The 21108-nt window shown below is 69.7% G+C and carries 14 protein-coding genes; 5 read left to right on the forward strand and 9 right to left on the reverse strand.

The features are described 5' to 3' along the window. Positions 1-192: 192 nt before the first annotated feature. Both AC1MFI_RS16320 and dinB read right to left on the reverse strand, forming a co-directional pair. Complete coding sequence (locus AC1MFI_RS16320; RefSeq protein WP_479818210.1) at positions 193-570, reverse strand: DUF3040 domain-containing protein; 378 nt, start codon at positions 568-570, stop codon at positions 193-195. A gap of 245 nt (positions 571-815) precedes the next feature. Continuing rightward, positions 816-2153 carry a DNA polymerase IV gene (gene dinB, locus AC1MFI_RS16325; protein WP_479818212.1) on the reverse strand — a complete coding sequence of 446 codons (1338 nt, stop codon included), beginning with the start codon at positions 2151-2153 and terminating at the stop codon, positions 816-818. A gap of 169 nt (positions 2154-2322) precedes the next feature. On the opposite strand from dinB, the gene AC1MFI_RS16330 reads away from it, so the two are divergent. After that, entirely contained in the window at positions 2323-3447 is a 1125-nt protein-coding gene (locus AC1MFI_RS16330; RefSeq protein ID WP_479818214.1) for a polyprenyl synthetase family protein, read from the forward strand. Positions 3448-3496: 49 nt separating this feature from the next. Here the strand turns inward: AC1MFI_RS16330 and AC1MFI_RS16335 are convergent, their stop codons facing one another. Further along, positions 3497-3850, reverse strand: coding sequence for an Rv2175c family DNA-binding protein (locus AC1MFI_RS16335; protein WP_479818216.1), 354 nt, complete (start codon positions 3848-3850; stop codon positions 3497-3499). A 293-nt stretch (positions 3851-4143) separates the two neighbouring features. Between AC1MFI_RS16335 and AC1MFI_RS16340 the strand changes: the two genes are divergently transcribed. Further along, positions 4144-5718 carry a LysM peptidoglycan-binding domain-containing protein gene (locus tag AC1MFI_RS16340; RefSeq protein WP_479818218.1) on the forward strand — a complete coding sequence of 525 codons (1575 nt, stop codon included), beginning with the start codon at positions 4144-4146 and terminating at the stop codon, positions 5716-5718. A gap of 86 nt (positions 5719-5804) precedes the next feature. After that, the gene (locus AC1MFI_RS16345; protein ID WP_479820927.1) at positions 5805-7940 is read left to right on the forward strand and encodes a Stk1 family PASTA domain-containing Ser/Thr kinase; all 2136 of its coding nucleotides are present in this window, start codon (positions 5805-5807) and stop codon (positions 7938-7940) included. 112 nt (positions 7941-8052) lie between these two features. Here AC1MFI_RS16345 and AC1MFI_RS16350 read toward each other — a convergent pair whose 3' ends face one another. Together AC1MFI_RS16350 and AC1MFI_RS16355 are read right to left on the reverse strand one after the other, a co-directional pair. Next, positions 8053-9435, reverse strand: coding sequence for a class II 3-deoxy-7-phosphoheptulonate synthase (locus tag AC1MFI_RS16350; protein WP_400484878.1), 1383 nt, complete (start codon positions 9433-9435; stop codon positions 8053-8055). Between the two features lie 116 nt (positions 9436-9551). Continuing rightward, on the reverse strand, positions 9552-10421 hold the full coding sequence (locus AC1MFI_RS16355) for a lysophospholipid acyltransferase family protein (protein ID WP_479818220.1): 870 nt from the start codon (positions 10419-10421) through the stop codon (positions 9552-9554). Positions 10422-10747: 326 nt separating this feature from the next. On the opposite strand from AC1MFI_RS16355, the gene AC1MFI_RS16360 reads away from it, so the two are divergent. Further along, positions 10748-11314 carry a hypothetical protein gene (locus AC1MFI_RS16360; RefSeq protein ID WP_479818221.1) on the forward strand — a complete coding sequence of 189 codons (567 nt, stop codon included), beginning with the start codon at positions 10748-10750 and terminating at the stop codon, positions 11312-11314. A gap of 25 nt (positions 11315-11339) precedes the next feature. On the opposite strand, the gene AC1MFI_RS16365 is transcribed toward AC1MFI_RS16360, so the two are convergent. Then, positions 11340-12428: an ROK family glucokinase gene (locus AC1MFI_RS16365; protein ID WP_479818223.1), complete on the reverse strand. Its 1089-nt coding sequence runs from the start codon at positions 12426-12428 to the stop codon at positions 11340-11342. 135 nt (positions 12429-12563) lie between these two features. On the opposite strand from AC1MFI_RS16365, the gene AC1MFI_RS16370 reads away from it, so the two are divergent. After that, a complete protein-coding gene (locus AC1MFI_RS16370; RefSeq protein WP_479818224.1) occupies positions 12564-14372 on the forward strand; it encodes an AMP-dependent synthetase/ligase in 1809 nt (602 codons plus the stop codon). A gap of 39 nt (positions 14373-14411) precedes the next feature. On the opposite strand, the gene AC1MFI_RS16375 is transcribed toward AC1MFI_RS16370, so the two are convergent. The 3 genes from AC1MFI_RS16375 to AC1MFI_RS16385 form a co-directional block, all read right to left on the reverse strand. Beyond that, a complete protein-coding gene (locus AC1MFI_RS16375) occupies positions 14412-15815 on the reverse strand; it encodes a mycothione reductase (RefSeq protein ID WP_479818226.1) in 1404 nt (467 codons plus the stop codon). A 19-nt stretch (positions 15816-15834) separates the two neighbouring features. Further along, positions 15835-17406, reverse strand: a complete 1572-nt coding sequence (locus tag AC1MFI_RS16380; RefSeq protein WP_479818228.1) for a MinD/ParA family ATP-binding protein — start codon at positions 17404-17406, stop codon at positions 15835-15837. 116 nt (positions 17407-17522) lie between these two features. Further along, positions 17523-20936 (reverse strand): pyruvate carboxylase, encoded by a 3414-nt coding sequence (locus AC1MFI_RS16385; protein ID WP_479818230.1) that lies wholly within the window; start codon positions 20934-20936, stop codon positions 17523-17525. Positions 20937-21108: the final 172 nt, after the last annotated feature.

Consider the following 21108-nt stretch of genomic DNA (forward strand, 5'->3'; position numbering starts at 1 on the left):
GTCCGGTAACGGCGCGGTGCGACGGACCTGCGGCTGCCGGGGAGCGAAGTGGAGGGAGCTGGACGAGCCGGCCGCGCAGCAGGCCGATCGGTCAGGACGGGGACAAGGGCGTTAAACGGAGAAGAACCCGCCGTGGCGGGTTCTTCTCCGTTTACGTGCCAGGGGATGAGTCCCTGTGCCGGCGCATCGAGCCTAGGACTGGTCGCGCTTCCGTTCGTCCCACTTGTCCTCCAGGCTGGACATGAATCCGCTCTTGCCACCCGTCGGGGCCTTCGAGGGACCGCCGGCCGCCGGGCCGGCCTCGACCTGCCGGGACTTCGAGGTGGCGAAGTAGACGCCACCACCCATGATCAGGAAGCCCGCGACCCCGATGAAGATGTTCTGATAAACGATGCCTGCGAGCAGGACGAGGATTCCGGCGATCGTGATGAGCGACCCGATGACCAGGCGCCTGGTCGACATCGACTTACGGGTGTCCGAAGCCATCGAGTGCGCGAACTTGGGATCGTCGGCGTGCAACTGCTGTTCAAGCTGATCAAGCAACCTCTGCTCGTGTTCCGAGAGTGCCATGACCGCCTCCTTGATGTGGGTACCAACGTTCCTCCATCCAGCCAACGTCCCGAACGCCGGCCAGGTTCCCGGCGGAGGGGTCCCGGACCACGGGCTCCGGGCGACTGACGTGCGTACTGGGCGGCAGCTGGACCACCTGCTTAAAGACTAGTTTGCTACCTGGTGGGTGCAAAGTCACAATGCGGCGTTGATACGCGCCTCCGAGGGATGATAGCCACCCCCTCAGCCGCTCGCCGGCACGGATTTCAGGGGTCCCCGGCATCCGCATCCGGGAAGCGCCCAGGAGGCCCCTGCCGGGAGGAGCGAGGACCGGCCCCGCCGGCCTCCGCCCGCCGCCCGCCCGGGCCCTCACGGGACCCGCCGACCGCGCCCGCCCTTCCCTTCGAGGAGAGCAGGCCGGCCGGCACCACGCCGGCCTGTCCGAACTTCCGGTTCACGTCGTCCAGTGCCCGTTCCGCGATCCGCCAGTTGTCGTCCCTCCGGTCGATCGTCAGCTGCGTCGACCCGTCCCCGCCCGTCTCGAGGGAATCCGCACGCAGGCCGATCAGCCGGACCGCCATGGGGCGATCCCCCAGGGCGTCCAGGAGCGCTGTCGCCGCCCCGTAGAGCGCGTTGGCGCTGTCCACCGGCGCGTCGAGCTTCTTCGACCGGGTGAGCGTGGAGAAGTCCGCATAGCGCAGCTTGAGCGCGATCCCGCCTGCGCGGTGGCCGGAGGCCCGCAGCCGCGCGGCCGTCCGGTGGGCGAGTCGAAGGAGTTCGCGGCGCAGGATCTCGGAGTCGTCGATGTCGGAGGAGAAGGTCTCCTCCGCACCGATGCTCTTCTCGGGGCGGGAGACCACCACTCGCCGTGGATCCCGCCCCCACGCCAGGTGGTGCACGTGCTCACCGGAGGCGCCGAGCAGGCGCTTGAGAGTGCTGAGGGGCGTATGGGCGACATCCTCGACGGAACGGATGCCGATCCTCGCAAGTACTTCCTGCGTCTTCGAGCCCACTCCCCACAGGGCGGACACCGGCAGTGTGTGGAGGTAGGCGACCGTCTGGTCCCCGGGGATGAGCAGCAGGCCGTCGGGTTTCGCCCTCGTCGAGGCGATCTTCGCGACGAACTTCGTGGTCGCGGCTCCTACGCTCGCGGTGATGCCGAGGGTCGAGCGGATCTCGGCACGCACCTGCTCGCCGATGTCGCGCGGGCTGCCCAGTCTGCGGATCGACCCGGCGATATCGAGGAAGGCTTCGTCCACACTCAACTGCTCGACCTCCGGCGTGACCGACCGGAAGATCCGCATCACCTGGGCCGAGACCTCCGAGTAGCGGCCGTGGTGGGGTGGCAGGATGATCGCCGTCGGGCACTGGCGCATCGCGACCGACATCGGCATGGCCGAGCGCACACCGAACCGCCGGGCCTCGTAGGAGGCGGACAGCACCACGGACCGTCCCGTCGGGGAACCCACGACGACCGGCACACCGTGCAGATGGGGATGGTCGAGGAGCTCGACGGAGACGAAGAAGGCATCCATGTCGATGTGGAGGATGTGGCACTCGGCGTGCTCGATCATCCCCTGCTCCCGGTCCTTCACCACGCCCATATCGTACGCAGTGCCACCGACACCCCGCCGTCCGGCCCGTGCTGACGCATGCCCCTGCTCCCGGGGCCCAGGCTACGGTCGGCGGCTACGGTCGGCGGCTACGGTCGGCGCCGTCGGACCGCCCACTAGAGTGGGAGCACCACGTCCAGCCGAGCTGCCCGGGAGATCCATGCTGTCCGCACCCGCCACCCCTGACCGGGGCGGCCACGTTCCCGATGCCGTCTCCGCGGAGCAGGACCGCTTCCGGTCCTCCCTCACCCGGACCATCGAGGAGTTCCTCACCGAGCAGCGGAACGTCCTGGCAGAGATCTCGGAAGAGTCCCTTCCGCTCATCTCGAGCATCTCGGCCCTGACGAGTGGCGGGAAGCGGATGCGGGCGCTCCTGTGCTACTGGGGCTGGCGTGCAGCTGGAGGACCGGCCGGCGCAACCGCTCCCGTCATCGCCGGGACCGCACTCGAGTTCTTCCAGGCAGCGGCCCTGATCCATGACGACATCATCGACCGGTCCGACACGCGGCGCGGGCGTCCCAGCGTCCACCGGCAGTTCAGCACCCGGCACTCGGAGGCCGGCTGGCACCTCGATCCGGAGCGCTTCGGCGTGGCGGCTGCGATCCTTGCAGGGGATCTCTGCCTCGCCTTCAGCGAGGAGCTCTTCACGGCATCCTGCTCCGATACGCCGGGAGCCGGAGCCCGCGTGATCTTCGACCGCATGCGCACCGAAGTCATGGCCGGCCAGTACCTCGATCTCCTGGAGGAGGCTGTCGGACCGGACCAGACGCCCGAGATCGCGGAGGAGCGTGCGCTCAACATCCTGCGGTTCAAGTCGGCGAAGTACTCCATGGAGCGTCCGCTCATGCTCGGCGGCGCTCTGGCCGGAGCGGACGAGGATCTCCTGTCGGCCTATTCGGCCTTCGCGCTGCCACTGGGTGAGGCGTTCCAGCTGCGCGACGACGTCCTGGGCGTCTTCGGGGACCCGGAGGTGACGGGCAAGCCCGCGGGAGACGACCTCCGCGAGGGCAAACGCACGTTTCTCATCGCACGCTCGCTGAGGGCGAGCGGTGACGACACGCGGGCCACGATCAACGCGATGCTCGGCGACATCGCCCTGGACGACACGGCGGTCGCGACCCTGCGCCGCCTGATCGTCGGCAGCGGCGCCCTCGAACACACCGAACAGCTCATTGCGGAGAAGTCCGAGGAAGCCTTCACGGCGCTGGAAGGGCTCCCGATCGACCCCGTCTCCCAGCGCGCGCTCCGCCTGCTCGCGGAAGCGGCCGTCACGCGGAGTGCGTGAGGCCGCGGACACGTATGCCGCGCCGCTCGGGCCCCGCGTCGGGCGCCTGCTACCAGGCGGCTGCCTGGGCTCGACGCCGGATCTCGGTCTTCCGTCCCTCACGTAACGCGTCGATCGGACGCCCGGGGAGGGTCTCGTCCTCGGTGTAGAGCCAGCTGATGATGTCCTCGTCGCCGTACCCGGAATCCGACAGCACCACCACGGTGCCGCGCAGGCTGTCGAGGACGGCGCCGTCGACCAGGAAGTCGGCGGGCACGCTGCGGATGTTGCGCTCCCCGATCCGGACACTGACGAGGGATCGATCGCTGATGAGCGAGTGCACTCGCGTGATCGGCAGATCGAGGGCTTCTGCTACCTGCGGAAGGTTCAGCCAGGCAGGTACGAGGTGTTCTAGTTCAGTCACCGTCCAAGGGTGCCATGCTCCGGCACCCAACTCCACTTCGCTCGGCGCACGGGGGACGGTGCCCGGCGGGCGGATCGGCCGCGACGTGGCCCGGCCGGAGCGCGACACGCAGGAGTGCCGGTTCACGGGCTTTCGGCGCCTCTTGTGCTACTCCCTTTTTCGTGTAAATTCACAGGAGTCACACAAGTAACACTAGCAACAGCATTACCAGTACTTGCACGCAGCCGGCCGGACTCCCCTGCCGGGCACGTGCGTCCGCGCGGACTCAGCCGCCAACAGACGAGGAACGAAACATGACTGCCCAGCGATCGAATGCACCGCTGAACGGCACCCGCAGGAAGGCCGCCGGCACCAGCCGCCGCCTGAACGTCGCCGTAACCACCGCCGCCCTGCCCGCGGTGATTCTCTCTTCCGTCGCCCTCGCCCAGCCGGCGACGGCGGCACCAGCCCCGCAGGCTCCCGCCGCCCGGCATCTCGGAGGGACAGCGACACCGATTCCCCCACGAGCAGTCGTGCCCGCCGCGCTCGTCGCCGTCCAGGTACCCGCGCAGAAGATCACGGTCGGCACCGAGACCACTCCGAGCGAGTACACGATCAAGCCGGGCGACACGGTCGGCGCGATCGCGAAGCGCTTCGGGTTGTCCACGGACGCCGTTCTCACGCTCAACCGCCTGGACGCGCGGACCATCATCTACCCGGGCCAGAAGCTCAAACTGACCGGGAGCACCGCACCGGCGGCAGCGCCGGCCCCTGCCGCTCCGGCCCCTGCCTCCCAGACTTCCGGGTCGACCTACGTCGTCAAGCCCGGTGACACCCTCGGGGCGATCGCCGCCCGCAACGGCGTCAGCCTGCAGAGCGTCCTGACGGCCAACAGCCTCTCGATGAACTCCATCATCTACCCCGGCCAGAAGCTGAATCTCGGCGGCAACGCGCCTGCTCCAGCTCCGGGCAGCCCCGCACCCGCTCCCGCACCCGCTCCTGCTCCGGCCGCCGCCAGCTACACGGTCAAGTCAGGTGACACGCTCGGGGCCATCGCCTCCCGGAACGGCATCGGGCTCGATGCACTCCTCAAGGCGAACAACCTCTCGATGACGTCGATCATCCGCCCCGGCCAGACGCTCACGCTGACGGCAGGCGTGACTCCGCAGGCGACGCCGAAGGCACCGGAGGCGGCACCCGCGCCCGCGCCGGCCCCCGCCTCCTACACGGTGAAGTCCGGCGATACGCTCGGCGCCATCGCCTCCCGGAACGGCGTCGCGCTCGATGCACTCCTCAAGGCGAACAACCTCTCGATGACGTCGATCATCCGCCCCGGCCAGCAGCTCTCGATCCCCGCCAAGGGTTCTGCACCCGCGCCGACTTCGGCGCCGGCGCCGACCAATCTCGTGCCCTCGACGTTCCTCGGCTACACCTACCCGCAGGGCGTAGTAGCCAATGCCAATGCCAACAAGGCGCTGCTGAACTCGATGCCCGCGCCCTCGACGGCGGAGATGAAGCAGATCGTCGCGGACACCGCACGCTCCATGGGGGTCGACCCGAGCCTGGCACTCGCCTTCGCCTTCCAGGAGTCCAGCTTCAACCAGCGCGCTGTCTCCCCCGCGAACGCCATCGGGACCATGCAGGTCATCCCCTCGTCCGGCGAGTGGGCGAGCACTCTCGTGGGCCGCAAGCTCAACCTGCTGGATCCGCACGACAACGCGACGGCGGGCATCGCCATCATCCGCTCCCTGGTGCGCACCAGCCCGTCGATGGACATCGCCATCGCCTCCTACTACCAGGGGCAGTACTCGGTCCAGAACCGCGGCATGTTCGAGGACACGAAGCGCTACGTCGCGGGCATCAAGGCCCACCAGAACAGCTTCCGGTAGTCAGCTCCCGGCCCGGGCCGGAGCGATGGAGGGGACGGGATCGCGTGGTGGTCCCGTCCCCTCCTGCTGTGCCCGTTTACTATCGGATGGTGCACCAGCAACGGAAGGACCCTCTCGAGGGCGCGACTGTCGACGGTCGGTACGTCGTCCATTCACGGCTGGCGCGCGGGGGCATGTCGACCGTCTACCTGGCCACGGACAACCGGCTGGACCGCCGTGTTGCCCTCAAGGTCCTCTACCCGCACCTCGCCGAGGAACCCGGGTTCATCGACCGGTTCGAGCAGGAAGCGAAGGCCGCCGCCCGGCTGTCCCACCCGCACGTGGTCGGGGTGCTCGACCAGGGTGTCGACGAGATCGACGGGCAGCCCGTCGCCTACCTCGTCATGGAGTACGTTCCCGGCCGCACCCTCCGGGATGTCCTGCGCGAGCACGGTCGCCTCACGCCTCGCCATGCACTGGCGCTGCTGGACTCCGTCGTCGAGGGCCTCGCCGCGGCGCACGAGGCCGGACTGATCCATCGGGACGTCAAACCCGAGAACGTCCTGCTGTCCGACGCCGGTCACGTCAAGATCGCCGATTTCGGCCTCGCGCGTGCTGTTTCGGCCACTACCGGGACCGCCACCCTCGTGGGCACCGTCGCCTACCTCTCCCCCGAACTGGTGCTGGGCAGGCCCGCGGAAGCGCAGAGCGACATCTACTCGACCGGCGTCATGCTCTTCGAACTCCTCACCGGAGAGCAGCCCTTCACGGGGCAGACTCCCATCCAGGTGGCGGTCCAGCACGCGCAGTCGGATGTCCCGGCGCCCTCCGCCCTCCTGCCCGGCCTGGCAGTGGACATCGACGAGCTGGTCCGGTGGTGCACCTCGAGGGACCCCGAGGAGCGGCCGGTCGACGGCTCCGCCCTCCTCGGCGAGCTTCGGCACATCCGCACCACCCTGAGCGACGACGAGCTGGATTTCGCGCCGGAGGACGCCTCCGATCCGATCGGCGAACAGGACCAGCTCACCGCCGCCGTCGTTCCGCGCCACCTCCTGGAGGACGCACGGACCGAGGCGCTGGCCTGGCCCCCACGCCTGGACGACGGCGACTCTCCCGCCGACCGCGCGGGATGGACGGAAGTGCTGCCGGGTGTCCGGCAGGGGGAGAACCCGACGAGCGTCCTCGGCAGGGACCGGAATGCGACGAGGGTGATCGGCGCACAACCGTCGAGCCCGACGTCGGGCCCGCCGCCTACCGGGGCGACGGCCGCGCGGCCCGCCGGGCGCCCGCTGTCGAAGCGGCAGCTCGCCCGCCAGGCACAGCGCCCGCAGAAGACGCTCCAGGGCCGCACGGCCCGCCGGTCCGCCCGACTCCTCGTGGTCCTGCTGATCCTGCTCGCGGGCTTGGTGGCCGGTACAGCCTGGTTCTTCGGCGCAGGACCGGCGGGCGTCGTATCACTCCCGGATGTGTCGAACGTCCCTCTGGCGGAGGCGCGTGCCGTCCTGGACGAGGAAGGGCTGGGGTCGCTGTCGACGGAGGAGGTGTTCGACGAGGACGTCCTGGCAGGGCTGGTCATCCGCACGGATCCAGCCGCCGCTTCCGAGGTGAGGCGCTTCGAACGCGTCGAGCTGCTCGTCTCCCGGGGGCCTGAACTCTTCACCGTTCCCGATCTGCTCGGCAGGACGCAGGTGGAGGCGGCCGCGGAGCTCGGCGCCGCCGGGCTCACCGTCGGCAGCCTGGACGAGGAGTACGACGAATCGGTGGCAGCCGGAGAGGTGCTCCGGCAGGCCCCGGAGGCGGGTGCCGAACGCCGCGGTCGATCCGCCGTGGATCTCGTGGTGTCGCTCGGGCCGGCGCCGGTCGCCGTCCCGGATGTCACGGGGCTTCCCGAGGAGGATGCCGTCGCGGCCATCGAGCAGGCCGGGCTCGAGGCCGTGGTGGGCGAGGTGCGTGAGTACAGCCCGTCCGTGCCCGCCGGCGCTGTCCTGGAGCAGAGCCCGTCGGGTGCCGAGGCGCAGCGCGGGTCGCCGGTGACGCTCACACTGTCCCAGGGCCCGCGCATCGTGAAGGTCCCCAATGTCTTCTCCCTGTCCGAGGAGCGCGCCATCGCCACGCTCGAGGCGGCCGGGTTCGTCGTGCGGGTCGACTACACCTTCGGCAGCCCGGTCCTCGGACTGGTGGCCGGGCAGAGCCCCTCGGGTGAGCAACCCGAGGGGTCCACCATCCGCATCACCGTCACGTAGGCGAGCAGGCGCACGGTGCCACGACGGGGAGAAGGCGGTCACCCCGGGGTGACCGCCTTCTCTCCGTCGGACTGTCCCTGACGTCTGCGACGTCAGGGACAGAACCGGTCCGTCAGCTCTTCGAGAGGGCCCCGGCGACGAGGAACGCCATCTCGAGCGACTGCATGTGGTTCAGGCGCGGGTCGCAGACCGACTCGTAGCGTTCCAGGAAGGCGTCCTGGTCGATCGGGTCGGCGCCCCCCAGGCACTCGGCGACGTCGTCACCGGTCATCTCGACGTGCAGGCCGCCCGGGAACGTGCCCAGGGAGTTGTGCACCTCGAAGAAGCCGCGGACCTCGTCGATGACGTCGTCGAAGTTGCGGGTCTTGTAGCCGTTGGGCGACGTCACCGTGTTGCCGTGCATCGGGTCCGTCACCCAGAGCACCTGCGCGCCGGAGCCGGTCACGCGCTCGACGAGTTTCGGCAGCTTCTCGCGGATGTTCTGCGCACCCATGCGCGTGATGAACGTGAGCCGGCCCGGTTCACGGTTCGGATCGAGCTTGTCGATGAGCGCGAGCGCATCGTCCCCCGACGTGGAGGGTCCGAGCTTCACGCCGATCGGGTTCCTCACGCGTGACAGGAAATCCACGTGCGCGCCGTCGATGTCGCGGGTCCGCTCCCCGATCCACAGGAAGTGGGCGGAGGTGTCGTAGGGGAGGGAGGTCCGCGAGTCGATGCGGGTCAGCGCGCGTTCGTAGTCGAGGAGCAGGGCCTCGTGACTCGCGAAGAACTCCACGCGCTTGAGTGCCTCGAAGTCCGCGCCGCACGCATCCATGAAGCGCACCGCGCGGTCGATCTCCCGGGCGAGCGATTCGTAGCGGGAGTGGGCGGGATTCGCCATGAATCCCTTGTTCCAGTGGTGGACCAGCCGCAGGTCGGCGAATCCGCCCTGGGTGAAGGCCCTGATGAGGTTCAGGGTCGAGGCGGAGGTGTGGTACGCCTTCACCATCCGCGACGCATCGTGCCCGCGGCTCTCCGGCGTGAAGTCGTAGCCGTTGACCATGTCGCCCCGGTACGCGGGGAGGGTGACGCCGTCGCGCGTCTCGTCATTGGACGAGCGCGGCTTGGCGAACTGGCCGGCCATCCGTCCCATCTTGATGACGGGCAGGGAAGCGCCGTACGTCAGGACGACGGCCATCTGGAGGATGGTGCGGACGCGGGCGCTGATCTTGTCGGCCGTCGCGCCGTCGAAGGTCTCCGCGCAGTCGCCGCCCTGCAGGAGGAACGCCTTGCCCTGCGCAGCGGCCGCGAGGCGCTCCCGCAGCACATCCACCTCACCGGCGAACACCAGTGGCGGAAGGCTCGAGAGCTCCTTGACCGACGCCGAATAGACTCCGGGATCCTGCCACGAGGGCTGCTGCACCGCGGTCATCGAGCGCCAGGCGTCGAGGCCGGCGGTGGTGGATGAGGCGGATTCCGCGATACGCGGGAGGACGGGAGCTAGTGAATCAGTCACAGCTGAATTCTACCGGCTGGGCGTCGGGGCCCCGATTCGGCCCGTCATCGCCCCTTAGCGCGGTGTCACACAGAAAGGACGGGTGTCCTGCAGCCGGACGGGTCGACCTCGTCGGCCTAGCCAGCCTCCGGGCGTGCGGCTGCTCCGCCGTCGCCCTTCCCGTCGCCGGCGGACGGACGCGTGTCGGCGGGCCGGCCGATCTCGGTGATGGTGCCGGGAGCCGGTGTCCCGGCGTCGTTCGAGATCCTGACCGCGGCCCTGCGGGTGTCGGCACCGGGCTTCGGAGCCTTTCGCCCTGCAGCCTTCTCGGCGGCGAGGCGCTCCTTGACCGTGCTCGCGTAGGCGTCGACGTACTCCTGACCGGACAGCCGCATCAGCTCGTACATGATCTCGTCGGTGACGGACCGCTGGACGAAGCGGTCCTCCTCGAGCCCCTCGTAGCGGGAGAAGTCGAGGGGTTCGCCGATGATGATCCCGACCCGGCGGATGTTGGGGATGCGCCGGCCGATGGGCTGCACCTTGTCCGTGCCGATCATGGCCACGGGGATCACCGGGACACCGGTGGCGAGGACCAGCTTCGCCACTCCGGTCTTGCCTCGGTAGAGGCGCCCGTCGGGGCTGCGGGTACCTTCGGGGTAGATGCCGAGGACACCTCCGCCGTTGAGGATGTCCATGCCCGCCGTGAGGGAGGAGGACGACGCCGCACCGCCCGAGCGGTCCATCGGCAGCTGGTTCGACAGCCGGAAGAAGAGGGCGGTCAACCTGCCCTTGACGCCCTTCCCCGTGAAGTACTCGGACTTGGCGAGGAAGACGACGGGACGGGGGACGACGATCGGCAGGAAGATGGAGTCGGAGAAGGACAGGTGGTTGCTGACGATCACCGCCGGGCCCGAGGAGGGGATGTTGTCGAGGCCCTTGACCCACGGCCGGAAGAGGAGATTGAGGATCGGACCGACGATGATCCGCTTCATCACCCAATAGAACACGCTGCCAGCCTCCCTGCATGGACGGTTCGGCATTCGGCATGCCGCCCGCTTTTTCATTGGAAGCCTACTCTAGGGGCGTGGTCGCCCAGGACGCCCGATGCGAGGACCCTGCGGGCCGGGCCTCCGGCGGAAGCCGGGGCTTCGCACCCTGACGGGATGGCACGGGAGCCGCCGGGAGCACGTCGAGCGGTACCGACACGCTGGGGACCGGTTGACGTAGCGGCGCACGGTGTCCACGATTGAACCAGCACGCCCTCTGATTTCCAGGATGCCGGGCGGAGACCCTCCGAACCCAGGCCGCACCACGCGACAGCAGGTAGCAAACTATGGGCCCCCGAGGTCAGGAACCGAACGAATCCACGGATGACGCCGTCTGGCTGGACCTCGTGGCGCGGCTCGAGGGTCCCTCCGCGGATCCCGACTCCCCCGACGCGCCCCAGCGCCGGTCCGGTGCCACGCCCGCCCGGCCGGTTCCTCCGCACCAGGGCACCTCAGCGGTCCGCAGGACGGACGACGACGACGACGCGCGAACGAGACCAGACGCGGACGGGGACGGCCTGACCGACCGCGAGCGGGTCGATGCCGTCTTCCGGAACCAGCCCGGTACGTCGGCAGGCCCGCGTGACTACGAGGCCTTCGAGGATCCGGACGACGACGGCGGGTTCACCCCGGAGGAGCCTCCGCCCCTCGGCTCGGGCGATCCGCTGACCGTGCTCGCGTGGGTCGGTGCGGCGGGCGGTCCCATCCTGCTCCTGCTGTTCGCGATGTTCTGGCAGGACGCCCCCCTGGCCGCGACCCTCGGCGTCCTCGCACTGTTCCTCGCGGGAGCCGGCTACCTCGTCACCAAGCTGCCCAAGCACCGGGACATCGGGGACGACGGCGCGGAGGTCTGACCCGACGCGGGGCGCCGCCGCGCGGTCAGGTTCCGCTGCGCGAGAGCATGCGGGACAGGTCTGCCGCCCCGATCAGGCCCGCTTCGGGTCCCAGGGCGGCCCGCTCGATGCGCGCCGCCGGCCGGAAGCCCCGACCGGTCAGGTTGCGGCCGAAGGCCCGCCGCGCCGGGTCCAGCAGGAGCTCACCGGCGGTGCTGAGCCCTCCGCCGATGACGAACGTCCCCGGATCGAGGGCAGCGGCCAGATTGGCCAGGCCCAGCCCCAGCCACTGCCCGACGTCGTCGACGAGTTCCTGGGACGCGGGATCCCCTTCCATCGCGAGGCGGGTGACGAGCGCACCCGTGATCGCCGAGCCATCGGCAGGCGCGGCGTCGATGATCGCCTGCGCCACCGGGGAGTTCGCCGCCGCCAGTTCGCGTGCCTCACGTCCCAGTGCGTTGCCGGAGGCGTACTGCTCCCAGCAGCCGCGGTTGCCGCATTCACAGCGATGACCCTGGGGCACGATGATCTGGTGGCCGAACTCCCCGGCGACCCCGTGCCGACCGCGTTCGACCCGACCGCCCATGATCATGGCCCCGCCGATCCCGGTACCGAGCGTGACGCAGACCAGGCGCGGCTCCCCCCGGCCCGCACCGAACCGCCACTCGGCCCAGGCGGCGGCATCGGCGTCGTTCACCACCGTCACCCGACGGCGGAGCAGCTTCTCGAGGTTCCTCCTCAGGGGCTCGTTGCGCCACGCGAGGTGCGGGCTGAACAGCACGGTGCTGTTCGACAGGTCCATCCATCCCGCCGCCCCGATACCGACCGAGCGGATCCGGTATTCCCGCGAGAGTTCCCGCACCAGTTCGGTGATGACCGACTCGACGGCCCGGGCGTCCTGGCCCGGTGTCGCCCGGCGTGCTTCCGCCAGGATCCTCCCGTGCACATCGACCACGCCCGCCGCGACCTTCGTGCCGCCGATGTCGACACCCACGGAGAGTCCGCGGCGCGCGGGATTGGGGAAGGTGCTGCGCGCCGCCCGCGCGGTCAGGCGTCCGTCGCCACGCCACGCCGGACCTGCTTCGGTGCGGTGTCGGCGGACGTGGGGTCCCGCCGCATCGGGCATGATCGGCATGGGGTCCTCTCCCGGTCGTGGATCAGCGCGCCGGCGCCGCCGTTACAGACTTGTACATTACTGGACGGTAATTTGAGCAGGTAAAGCTATAGGCTGAAACGACCCCAGGGTCAAGGTGATATCAAAGGAGCTATCGTGCGCGACATCAGCGTTCCCGTCCTCGTGGACGTCCCCCGCAGGAGCAATACGGCGGACCTCGTCATCCGGCAGGCGGCCAAGCCGTCGAATCCCGCGCTGTTCGCCGTCAAGGGGACGTCGGGCGAGTGGGAGAACATCTCCGCGACCGAATTCCGCCGCCAGGTCGAGGACGTCGCGAAGGGGCTGATCAGCTCCGGCGTGCAGCCCGGGGACCGCGTCGCCATCATGGCCCGCACCCGCTACGAGTGGTCCCTTGCCGACTTCGCCATCTGGTTCGCCGGCGCCGTCTCGGTGCCGGTCTACGAGACCTCCTCACCCGCGCAGGTCGCCTGGATCCTGAGTGATTCCGGCGCAGTCGGCGCCTTCGTCGAGTCGGCGCGGCACGAGAACGTGGTCCGCGAGGCCGTGGCACTGGAGGGCATCGGATCCCTGCAGCATGTCTGGCAGTTCGACGGCGACGGGCTCGATACCCTGCGCACCGCCGGTGCGGGGACCGACGAGCAGATGCTCGTCGACCGACGGTCCTACGCCGGCCTCGACGACATCGCGACGATCATCTACACCTCCGGCACCACGGGAAAGCCGAAGGGATGCGAACTGACGCACGGCAATTTCGTCGAGCTCTCCGAGAACGCCGCCGCCGCACTTCCCGAAGTGGCGCACGAGGGCGCCCAGACCATCATGTTCCTCCCCCTCGCCCATGTCTTCGCGCGGTTCATCTCCGTGCTGTGCGTCGCGGCCGGAGCGACGGTGGCCCACACGCCCGACGTCAAGAACCTCCTCCCGGACCTGCAGAGCTACAAGCCGACCTTCATCCTGGCCGTGCCGCGCGTCTTCGAGAAGGTGTACAACAACTCGATGCTGAAGGCCGAGGACGGCGGCAAGGGGAAGATCTTCCACGCCGGGGCCGACGTCGCCATCGCCTGGTCGAAGGCCGAACAGGCGGGGAAGATCCCGCTGGCCCTCAGGGTGAAGCACGCCGTCTTCGATCGGCTGCTCTACGGCAAGATCCGCACCGCGATGGGCGGCCGCGTCCAGCACGCGGTCTCGGGCGGCGCTCCCCTCGGCGACCGGCTCGGCCACTTCTTCCACGGGATCGGCCTCATGGTCCTGGAGGGCTACGGCCTGACGGAGACCACGGCGCCCATCACCGTGAACACGCCCAAGCGCATCAAGATCGGCACCGTCGGCGCTCCGCTCCCCGGCAACTCCGTCCGGATCGCGGATGACGGCGAGATCCTCGCGAAGGGCGTCTGCGTCATGAAGGGCTACTTCAACCGCCCGGACCTCACCGACGAAGCGTTCGTCGACGGCTGGTTCCGCACCGGTGACATCGGCGAACTGGATGATGACGGGTTCCTCCGCATCACGGGCCGCAAGAAGGAGATCATCGTGACGGCGAGCGGGAAGAACGTGATCCCCGCGATGCTCGAGGACGCCATCCGCGCGAACGCGCTCGTCTCCCAGTGCGTCGTGGTCGGCGACCAGCGCCCCTTCATCTCCGCGCTCATCACCCTCGACGAGGAGGCGCTGCCGGGCTGGCTCGACAGGCACCAGCTGCCCGCGGGCACCACCACGGCCGAGGCGGCGGAGCACCCGAAGATCCTCGCGGAGATCCAGGAACTCGTGGACACGGCCAACACGACGGTGTCCCGGGCGGAGGCGATCAAGGTCTTCCGCATCGTCCCGACCGACTTCACCGAGACCACCGGTCACCTCACACCGTCGCTGAAGATCAAGCGCGCCCAGGTGCTCAAGGACTACTCGGACGTCGTCGAATCCATCTACTCGTCCGCCAGGGTCTGACCCCGGGGCTTCCCTCCGCGTGCCGCGGCGGGAAGCCCGTCAGTCGGTCTTCAGATTGAGCAACGCGTTCTCGAGGACCTCGGTGAGTGCCGGGTGGATCCAGTACTGCCCGCGGGCCATGGTCTGCGCATCGAGACCGAAGGACATGGCCTGGATGACCGGCTGGATGATCAGCGACGCCTCGTGACCGAGGATGTGCGCGCCGAGGATGCGCCCGGTCGACTGCTCGGCGATGATCTTCACGAACCCGGTGGTGTCCTCCATGGCCCACCCGTAGGCCGTCGAGCCGTAGTGCTGGACGGCCGTCACGACCGCGGCACCCGTCGCATCGGCGTGTGCGAGTGCCTCCTCCTCCGTCATGCCGACGGCGGCGACCTGCGGATGCGAGAACACCGCTGCCGGTACGAAGCGGTGGTCGCTCGCGCGCAGTGCCTCCGGATGCAGCAGGTTGTGGGCGACGATCTTCGCCTCGTGGTTCGCCACGTGCTTGAGCTGGTAGGCGCTGCTCGCGTCGCCGAGCGACCACAGCCCCTCGACGGGCGCCCCGTTCCGCAGGACGCGCTGGTAGCCGTCCACGGCGAGGCGGCCGTCGTCGTGCAGGTCCAGGCCGGCCTGGGCCGCGCCGAGGGTGTCCGTGTTGGGGGTGCGTCCGATGGCCACGAGCACGGCATCGACCCCGAGGTCCGTCGGGCCGGCAGGGCCGTTCAAGCGTGCGGTCACGCTGCCGTCGTCGTTGGCGGTGATCTGGGTGACGTCCGTGTGCAGGCGGAGGTCCCACTGGCGGGCGGCCTGCTCCGTGAACGCTTCGGACACGGTCTCGTCCAGGTGGCGCAGCATGCCGCCTGACCGCACCGCGATGGTGACCTCGGTGCCGAAGGCCCCGAACACGTGCGCGAACTCGGCCGCGATGTATCCTCCGCCCAGGATCAGCAGGCGCTTCGGGAGGTCCTCGAGTCGCATGACGGTATCCGACGTGTGCACCTGGGGCAGGGAGATCCCCGGGATCTCCGGCCGGACGGCGCGGGAACCGGTGGCGATCACCAGCTGGTCCGCCGTGACGACCTCGCCCGACGGCGTCTCGAAACTTCTCTCACCCGTGAGCCGGACGTAGTCCTCGATCAGGCGCACGTTCCGCAGTTCGTCCGCCCGGTACTTCCTGCCGCCACGGGAGATGGCATCGATCCGGGTGAAGATCCTGTCCCGGATGTCCCGCCAGCGCACTCCGTCGAGGAAGAGGTCCACACCGAGCCGCGACGACTCCGCCGCCGCGGTCGCCAGCCCGGCCGGGTAGACGTACATCTTGGTGGGGATGCAGCCGACGTTGAGGCAGGTCCCCCCGAAGGTGCCGCCCTCGACGAGGACGACCTGCCGGTCATCCCATTCCGGTGAGATGAGCGTGTTGCCCGAGCCGGAGCCGATGATCGCGAGGTCGTAGTGGGTCACCCCGGCAGTCTAGCCGCGCTCAGGTGGCCAGCTGATCCACCACGAGCGCCGCCAGTTCGGTCACGGCCCGTCGCGTTGCCGGACTCAGCTTGCCGAGGTCGATCCGCGAGCCCTCGGCGAGGTGCCGGTCGTACGGGATGCGGACGACCGTCCTCACGCGAGACCGGAAGTGCTGCTCGATCTCCGAGACGTCGACCTGCGTGCCATGACCGGAGGACAGGTTGACCACGACGATCGCCCTGGCCACGAGGTCCTGCCGTCCGTGTGCCTCGAGCCAGCTGAGGGTCTCGGAGGCGAGCCTCGCCTCATCGACGCTTCCGCCCGACACCAGCACCACGGAGTCCGCCTTCTCGAGCGTCCCCTTCATGACCGAATGCACCATGCCGGTGCCCGAGTCGGTGAGCACCACGGAGTAGTAGCGGCTCAGCAGGTCGGTGACGGCGCGGTAGTCCGAGTCGTCGAAGGCCTGCGCGACCGTCGGGTCGGTATCCGAGGCGAGCACGTGGAGCCGCGAGCCGTCCCGGGTCACGTAGTCGGCCAGTTGGGCGAAGGAGTCGATGGTGTAGCGGTTCTTCACGAGCTGCCGCGCCGTGTGGTCGGCTCGTCCGGGTGAGCGGTCGGACAGGGTTCCGCGATCGGGGTTCGCGTCCATGGCGATGATGCGGTCCTCGCGGATGTCGGCGAGGGCCATGCCGAGCAGGGTGGTCACGGTCGTCTTTCCCACGCCACCCTTGCGGGAGAGTACCGGGACATACCGCGTCCTGCCGCCCAGCCGCACGGAGATCCTGTGTTCCAGCGCGCGCTGGACACGCACGGCGTCCGAGTCGCCCAGGTTCACACGGCCGAACGTCAGCGTGTGGAGCCAGCGGCGCCACCCGGCCACCGGCGGCCTGGCGGTCCCCATGAGCAGGCGGTCGGCCGTCAGTGCCGACGCCGGCTCCGGGCCCAGGTCCTTCTCCCGCCGGCCGGCCCGCTCCGCGCGGGCCGAGGCTTCTGCTGCCACTGGCGTCTCGCGCGCACCTGCGGAGGCGCCGGCCGATGCCGGGCCCGTCGTCGACGGGACCCAGCCCGGAGGGTCCGTCTCCCGCGCAGCGGCGGGCTCGTCCGCCGGTACGAAGCTGTCTGCGGGGGTCGGCGTGCCTGCAGGAGTGAGCGGTGCAGGGACGGTCAGGGTCGGGCCCTGGAGGACGGACGGGACGGCGGATACCGGGACCGCGTAGGCGTTGAGGTGGACTCCGTTGGGCGCAGTGGCCGCGTCGCCCGTCAGCGCTATCGCGCCGCCGGGCACGCTGCCGGTGCTGTCGGTGCTGTCGGTGCTGTCGGTGCTGTCGGTGCTGTCGGTGCTGTCGGCATCCCCGGAAGGGTCGTGGCCCGGTTCCTCGCCGGCCACCGCTGCGCTCTCCTCCCCTGCTGCGCGCTCGCCGTCACCGGCATCGTCCGTACGGGCCTGCGTGTCCGTGAGCTGTCCGGCCAGGAACGGGACGCCGGGGACGATGGGTACGCCGTGCGTGGCGGCCGTCCTCGTCCGGTCACCGCCGGGCGGCACACCGTCGGGGTGGGTTGCCGAAGGATCGGTCGGATCGCTTGCCATGGTTCCTCACATCGTCGCTCGCGCCACTCCGCCCTGGTGCGCGAAGCCGCCGTCCTGCTTTCTCCAGCGCCCTACTCTAGCCTGCCGTCCTGTCGCCGCTCGCGCGAGGCGCAGCCTCACGCGGGAGCGATGACGAGGAGGAGGTCGCCTCCCTGGGCGGGTGCGACGCCGGTGTGGGTGGTGCGTTGGACGGTGCCGGTGATGGGCGTGGTGATGTTGGCTTCCATCTTCATGGCTTCGATGGTGGCCACGGTGTCGCCGGCGGTGACGGTGTCCCCCTCGCCGAGGGTGATGCTGACGGATCCGGCGAAGGGTGCGGGGATGTGTCCGGGGGTGCCGGGGTCTGCTTTCTCGGCGGTGGTGATGGTGCTCGTGATGGCCTTGTCGCGGACGCTCACCGGCCTCATCTGCCCGTTGAGGGTGCACATGACGGTGCGCATGCCCTTCTCGTCGGGTTCGGACACGGCCTCCAGGGTCGCGATGAGCCGGACCCCCTTCTCGAGCTCGATGACGTGCTCGGTGTTCGGCTGCAGCCCGTAGAGGTAGTCCGCGGTGCCCAGGAGCGACACGTCCCCGTACGTGTCCCGGGTGGCTGCGAAGTCCCTCGTCGGGCCTGCGAACAGCAGGCGGTTCAGGGCATCCCGGCGTTCCTTCGACGTGCCGGCAAGCTGCGCTTCGTCGTCGGCGGTGATCTCCACGTCGCGGGGTTTGAGTTCGCGGCCCTTCAGTGCCTTGGTGCGGAACGGTTCGGGCCACCCGCCCGGAGGAAGCCCGAGGTCCCCGTTGAGGAACCCGATGACCGAGTCCGGGATGTCATAGTCCTGCGGGTTCTCCTGGAACTCGGCGGGGTCCGCGTTCCTGCCCACGAGGGCCAGGGCCAGATCCCCCACCACCTTGGAGGACGGGGTGACCTTCACGAGCCTGCCCAGGATCCTGTCGGCCGCGGAGTACATGTCCTCGATGGCTTCGAATCTCTCACCCAGGCCCAGGGCGATGGCCTGCTGCTTGAGGTTGGAGAGCTGCCCGCCGGGGATCTCGTGCCGGTAGACGCGCCCCGTGGGTCCGGGCAGGCCGGACTCGAACGGGGCATACATGCGCCGCACGGCCTCCCAGTAGGGCTCCAGCGCGCACACGTTCCCCAGGTCCAGGCCCGTGTCCCGGGGTGTGTGGGCCAGGGCCGCGACGAGGGCCGAGGCCGAGGGCTGACTGGTGGTGCCGGCCAGGGGTGCGCTGGCCACATCCACGGCATCCACCCCGGCATCCACCGCGGCCAGCAGCGTGGCGAGCTGGCCCCCCGCGGTGTCGTGGGTGTGCAGGTGCACGGGCAGGCCGAAGCGCTCCCGCAGCGCGGTCACGAGCCGCGCGGCCGCGGCGGGGCGGAGGAGCCCTGCCATGTCCTTGATCGCCAGGATGTGCGCGCCGGCGTCCACGATCCGCTGGGCGAGATCCAGGTAGTAGTCCAGCGTGTAGAGGGTCTCGGCCGGGTCGAGCATGTCCGCGGTGTAGCAGAGCGCGACTTCGGCGACGGCGGTCCCGGTGTCCCTGACCGCCCGGATGGCCGGTTCCATCTGCGACACGTCGTTCAGGGCGTCGAAGATCCGGAAGATGTCGATCCCGGACGCCGCCGCTTCCCGCACGAAGGCCGCGGTGACCGCTTCCGGGTACGGGGTGTAGCCCACGGTGTTCCGCCCACGCAGCAGCATCTGCAGGCAGATGTCCGGCAGGTCGCGGCGCAGCGCGTCCAGGCGTTCCCACGGATCCTCACCCAGGAACCGCAGGGCGACGTCGTACGTGGCACCTCCCCACGCCTCCACCGAGAACAGGCCCGGCGTCAGGGCCGACACCGCCGCACCGGCCGCGGTCAGGTCACGCGTCCGCACCCGGGTTGCCAGCAGTGACTGGTGGGCGTCCCGGAACGTCGTATCCGTCACCGCCACGGCTGTCTGCTCCCGCAGCGCCCGTGCGAAGCCCTCCGGACCGAGCTCCAGGAGCTTCTGTCGGCTACCTGCGGGCAACGGCTGGTCGCGCTGGTCCTCCGATAGGTCCGGGAGTTTCTCCCTCGGGTCCAGGTGCGCGGGCCGTGCGCCGTTGGGCTGGTTGACGGTCACGTCCGCGAGCCAGGTCAGCAGCTTCGTACCCCGGTCGGCAGGGACCCGGGCGGTGAGCAGTTCAGGGCGCTCGTCGATGAACGAGGTGGCCACATTCCCTGCGATGAAGTCCGGGTCGTCCAGGACCGCCTGCAGGAAGGAGATGTTCGTGGAGACACCGCGGACCCGGAACTCCGCCAGGGCACGACGGGCGCGGGTGACCGCGGCCGGGTAGTCCCGGCCCCTGCAGGTGAGCTTCACGAGCATCGAGTCGAAGTGCGGGCTGATCTCCGCCCCCGCATACACCGTCCCGCCATCCAGGCGCACCCCCGCGCCGCCTGCGGACCGGTACGCGGAGATCCGTCCGACGTCGGGCCGGAACCCGTTCGCGGGGTCCTCCGTGGTGATCCTGGACTGCAGGGCGGCACCGCGCAGTGTCACCGTGTCCTGGCTCAGGCCCAGGTCCGCGAGCGTCTCACCGGCGGCGATGCGCAGCTGGGACTGCACCAGGTCCACATCGGTGACCTCCTCGGTGACCGTGTGCTCGACCTGGATGCGCGGGTTCATCTCGATGAACACGTGCTGGCCCGCCCGCTCCCCGACCGTGTCCACGAGGAACTCCACCGTTCCGGCGTTCACGTAGCCCAGGGCGGTCGCGAACTTCACCGCGTCCCGGTGCAGCGCCTGCCGGATGCCCTCGTCGAGGTTCGGCGCGGGCGCGATCTCGATGACCTTCTGATGCCGGCGCTGCAGCGAGCAATCGCGCTCGAACAGATGCATCACATTGCCCTGCGCGTCCGCGAGGATCTGCACCTCGATGTGACGCGGCCGGAGGACCGCCTGCTCCAGGAACATCGTCGGATCCCCGAACGCCGACTGCGCCTCGCGCATCGCGGCCTCGAGCGCCTCCGGCAACGCCTCACGCGTATCGACCCGCCGCATGCCACGCCCGCCGCCACCGGCGACGGCCTTCGCGAACACGGGGAACCCGATCTCGTCCGCCGCCGCGATCAGCTCGTCCACGTCGGCGCTGGGACGCGACGACGCCAGCACAGGGATCCCCGCCGCGCGGGCGGCGTCCAGGGCCTTGACCTTGTTCCCGGCCAGCTCCAGCACATCCGCCGGCGGACCCACGAACGTGGTCCCCGCCTCCGCCGCGGCACGTGCCAGGCCGGGGTTCTCCGACAGGAACCCGTACCCCGGATAGATCGCATCGCAGCCGGCTTCACGGGCCACCCGGATGATCTCCTCGATGTCCAGGTACGCCCGGACCGGATGGCCCTCCTCACCGATCAGGTACGCCTCGTCGGCCTTCTGACGGTGGATCGAGTTCCGGTCCTCGTGCGGGAACACCGCGACCGTCTTCGCGCCCACCTCATGCCCGGCCCGAAAGGCACGGATCGCGATCTCGCCGCGGTTGGCCACCAGAATCTTCGAGAACATCGCACTCCTGCATCCTTGCGGGTCGGGTCATGCACGCTGCACTGATCCTACCCGGCAGGCCCCGGGCGTCCATGGGCACAGCTGGCCGCACCGGTACTGCCCCTCCGGGACCGTCAGCCGCGGCGCCCTATGATGGACGGGGATCAACATGCGAGCCGCCCCGACCGGCGGC

The sequence above is a fragment of the Arthrobacter sp. BC5 genome, from assembly GCF_056680255.1.

What these genes read in the sequence shown, in the direction of transcription:
- AC1MFI_RS16340 (WP_479818218.1), top strand. Translation starts at nt 4,144, where the DNA reads ATGACTGCCCAGCGATCGAATGCACCGCTGAACGGCACCCGCAGGAAG.
- AC1MFI_RS16385 (WP_479818230.1), bottom strand. Translation starts at nt 20,936, where the DNA reads ATGTTCTCGAAGATTCTGGTGGCCAACCGCGGCGAGATCGCGATCCGT.
- AC1MFI_RS16380 (WP_479818228.1), bottom strand. Translation starts at nt 17,406, where the DNA reads ATGGCAAGCGATCCGACCGATCCTTCGGCAACCCACCCCGACGGTGTG.
- AC1MFI_RS16365 (WP_479818223.1), bottom strand. Translation starts at nt 12,428, where the DNA reads ATGCCGATCATGCCCGATGCGGCGGGACCCCACGTCCGCCGACACCGC.
- AC1MFI_RS16320 (WP_479818210.1), bottom strand. Translation starts at nt 570, where the DNA reads ATGGCACTCTCGGAACACGAGCAGAGGTTGCTTGATCAGCTTGAACAG.
- AC1MFI_RS16330 (WP_479818214.1), top strand. Translation starts at nt 2,323, where the DNA reads ATGCTGTCCGCACCCGCCACCCCTGACCGGGGCGGCCACGTTCCCGAT.
- dinB (WP_479818212.1), bottom strand. Translation starts at nt 2,153, where the DNA reads ATGGGCGTGGTGAAGGACCGGGAGCAGGGGATGATCGAGCACGCCGAG.
- AC1MFI_RS16360 (WP_479818221.1), top strand. Translation starts at nt 10,748, where the DNA reads ATGGGCCCCCGAGGTCAGGAACCGAACGAATCCACGGATGACGCCGTC.
- AC1MFI_RS16345 (WP_479820927.1), top strand. Translation starts at nt 5,805, where the DNA reads ATGGTGCACCAGCAACGGAAGGACCCTCTCGAGGGCGCGACTGTCGAC.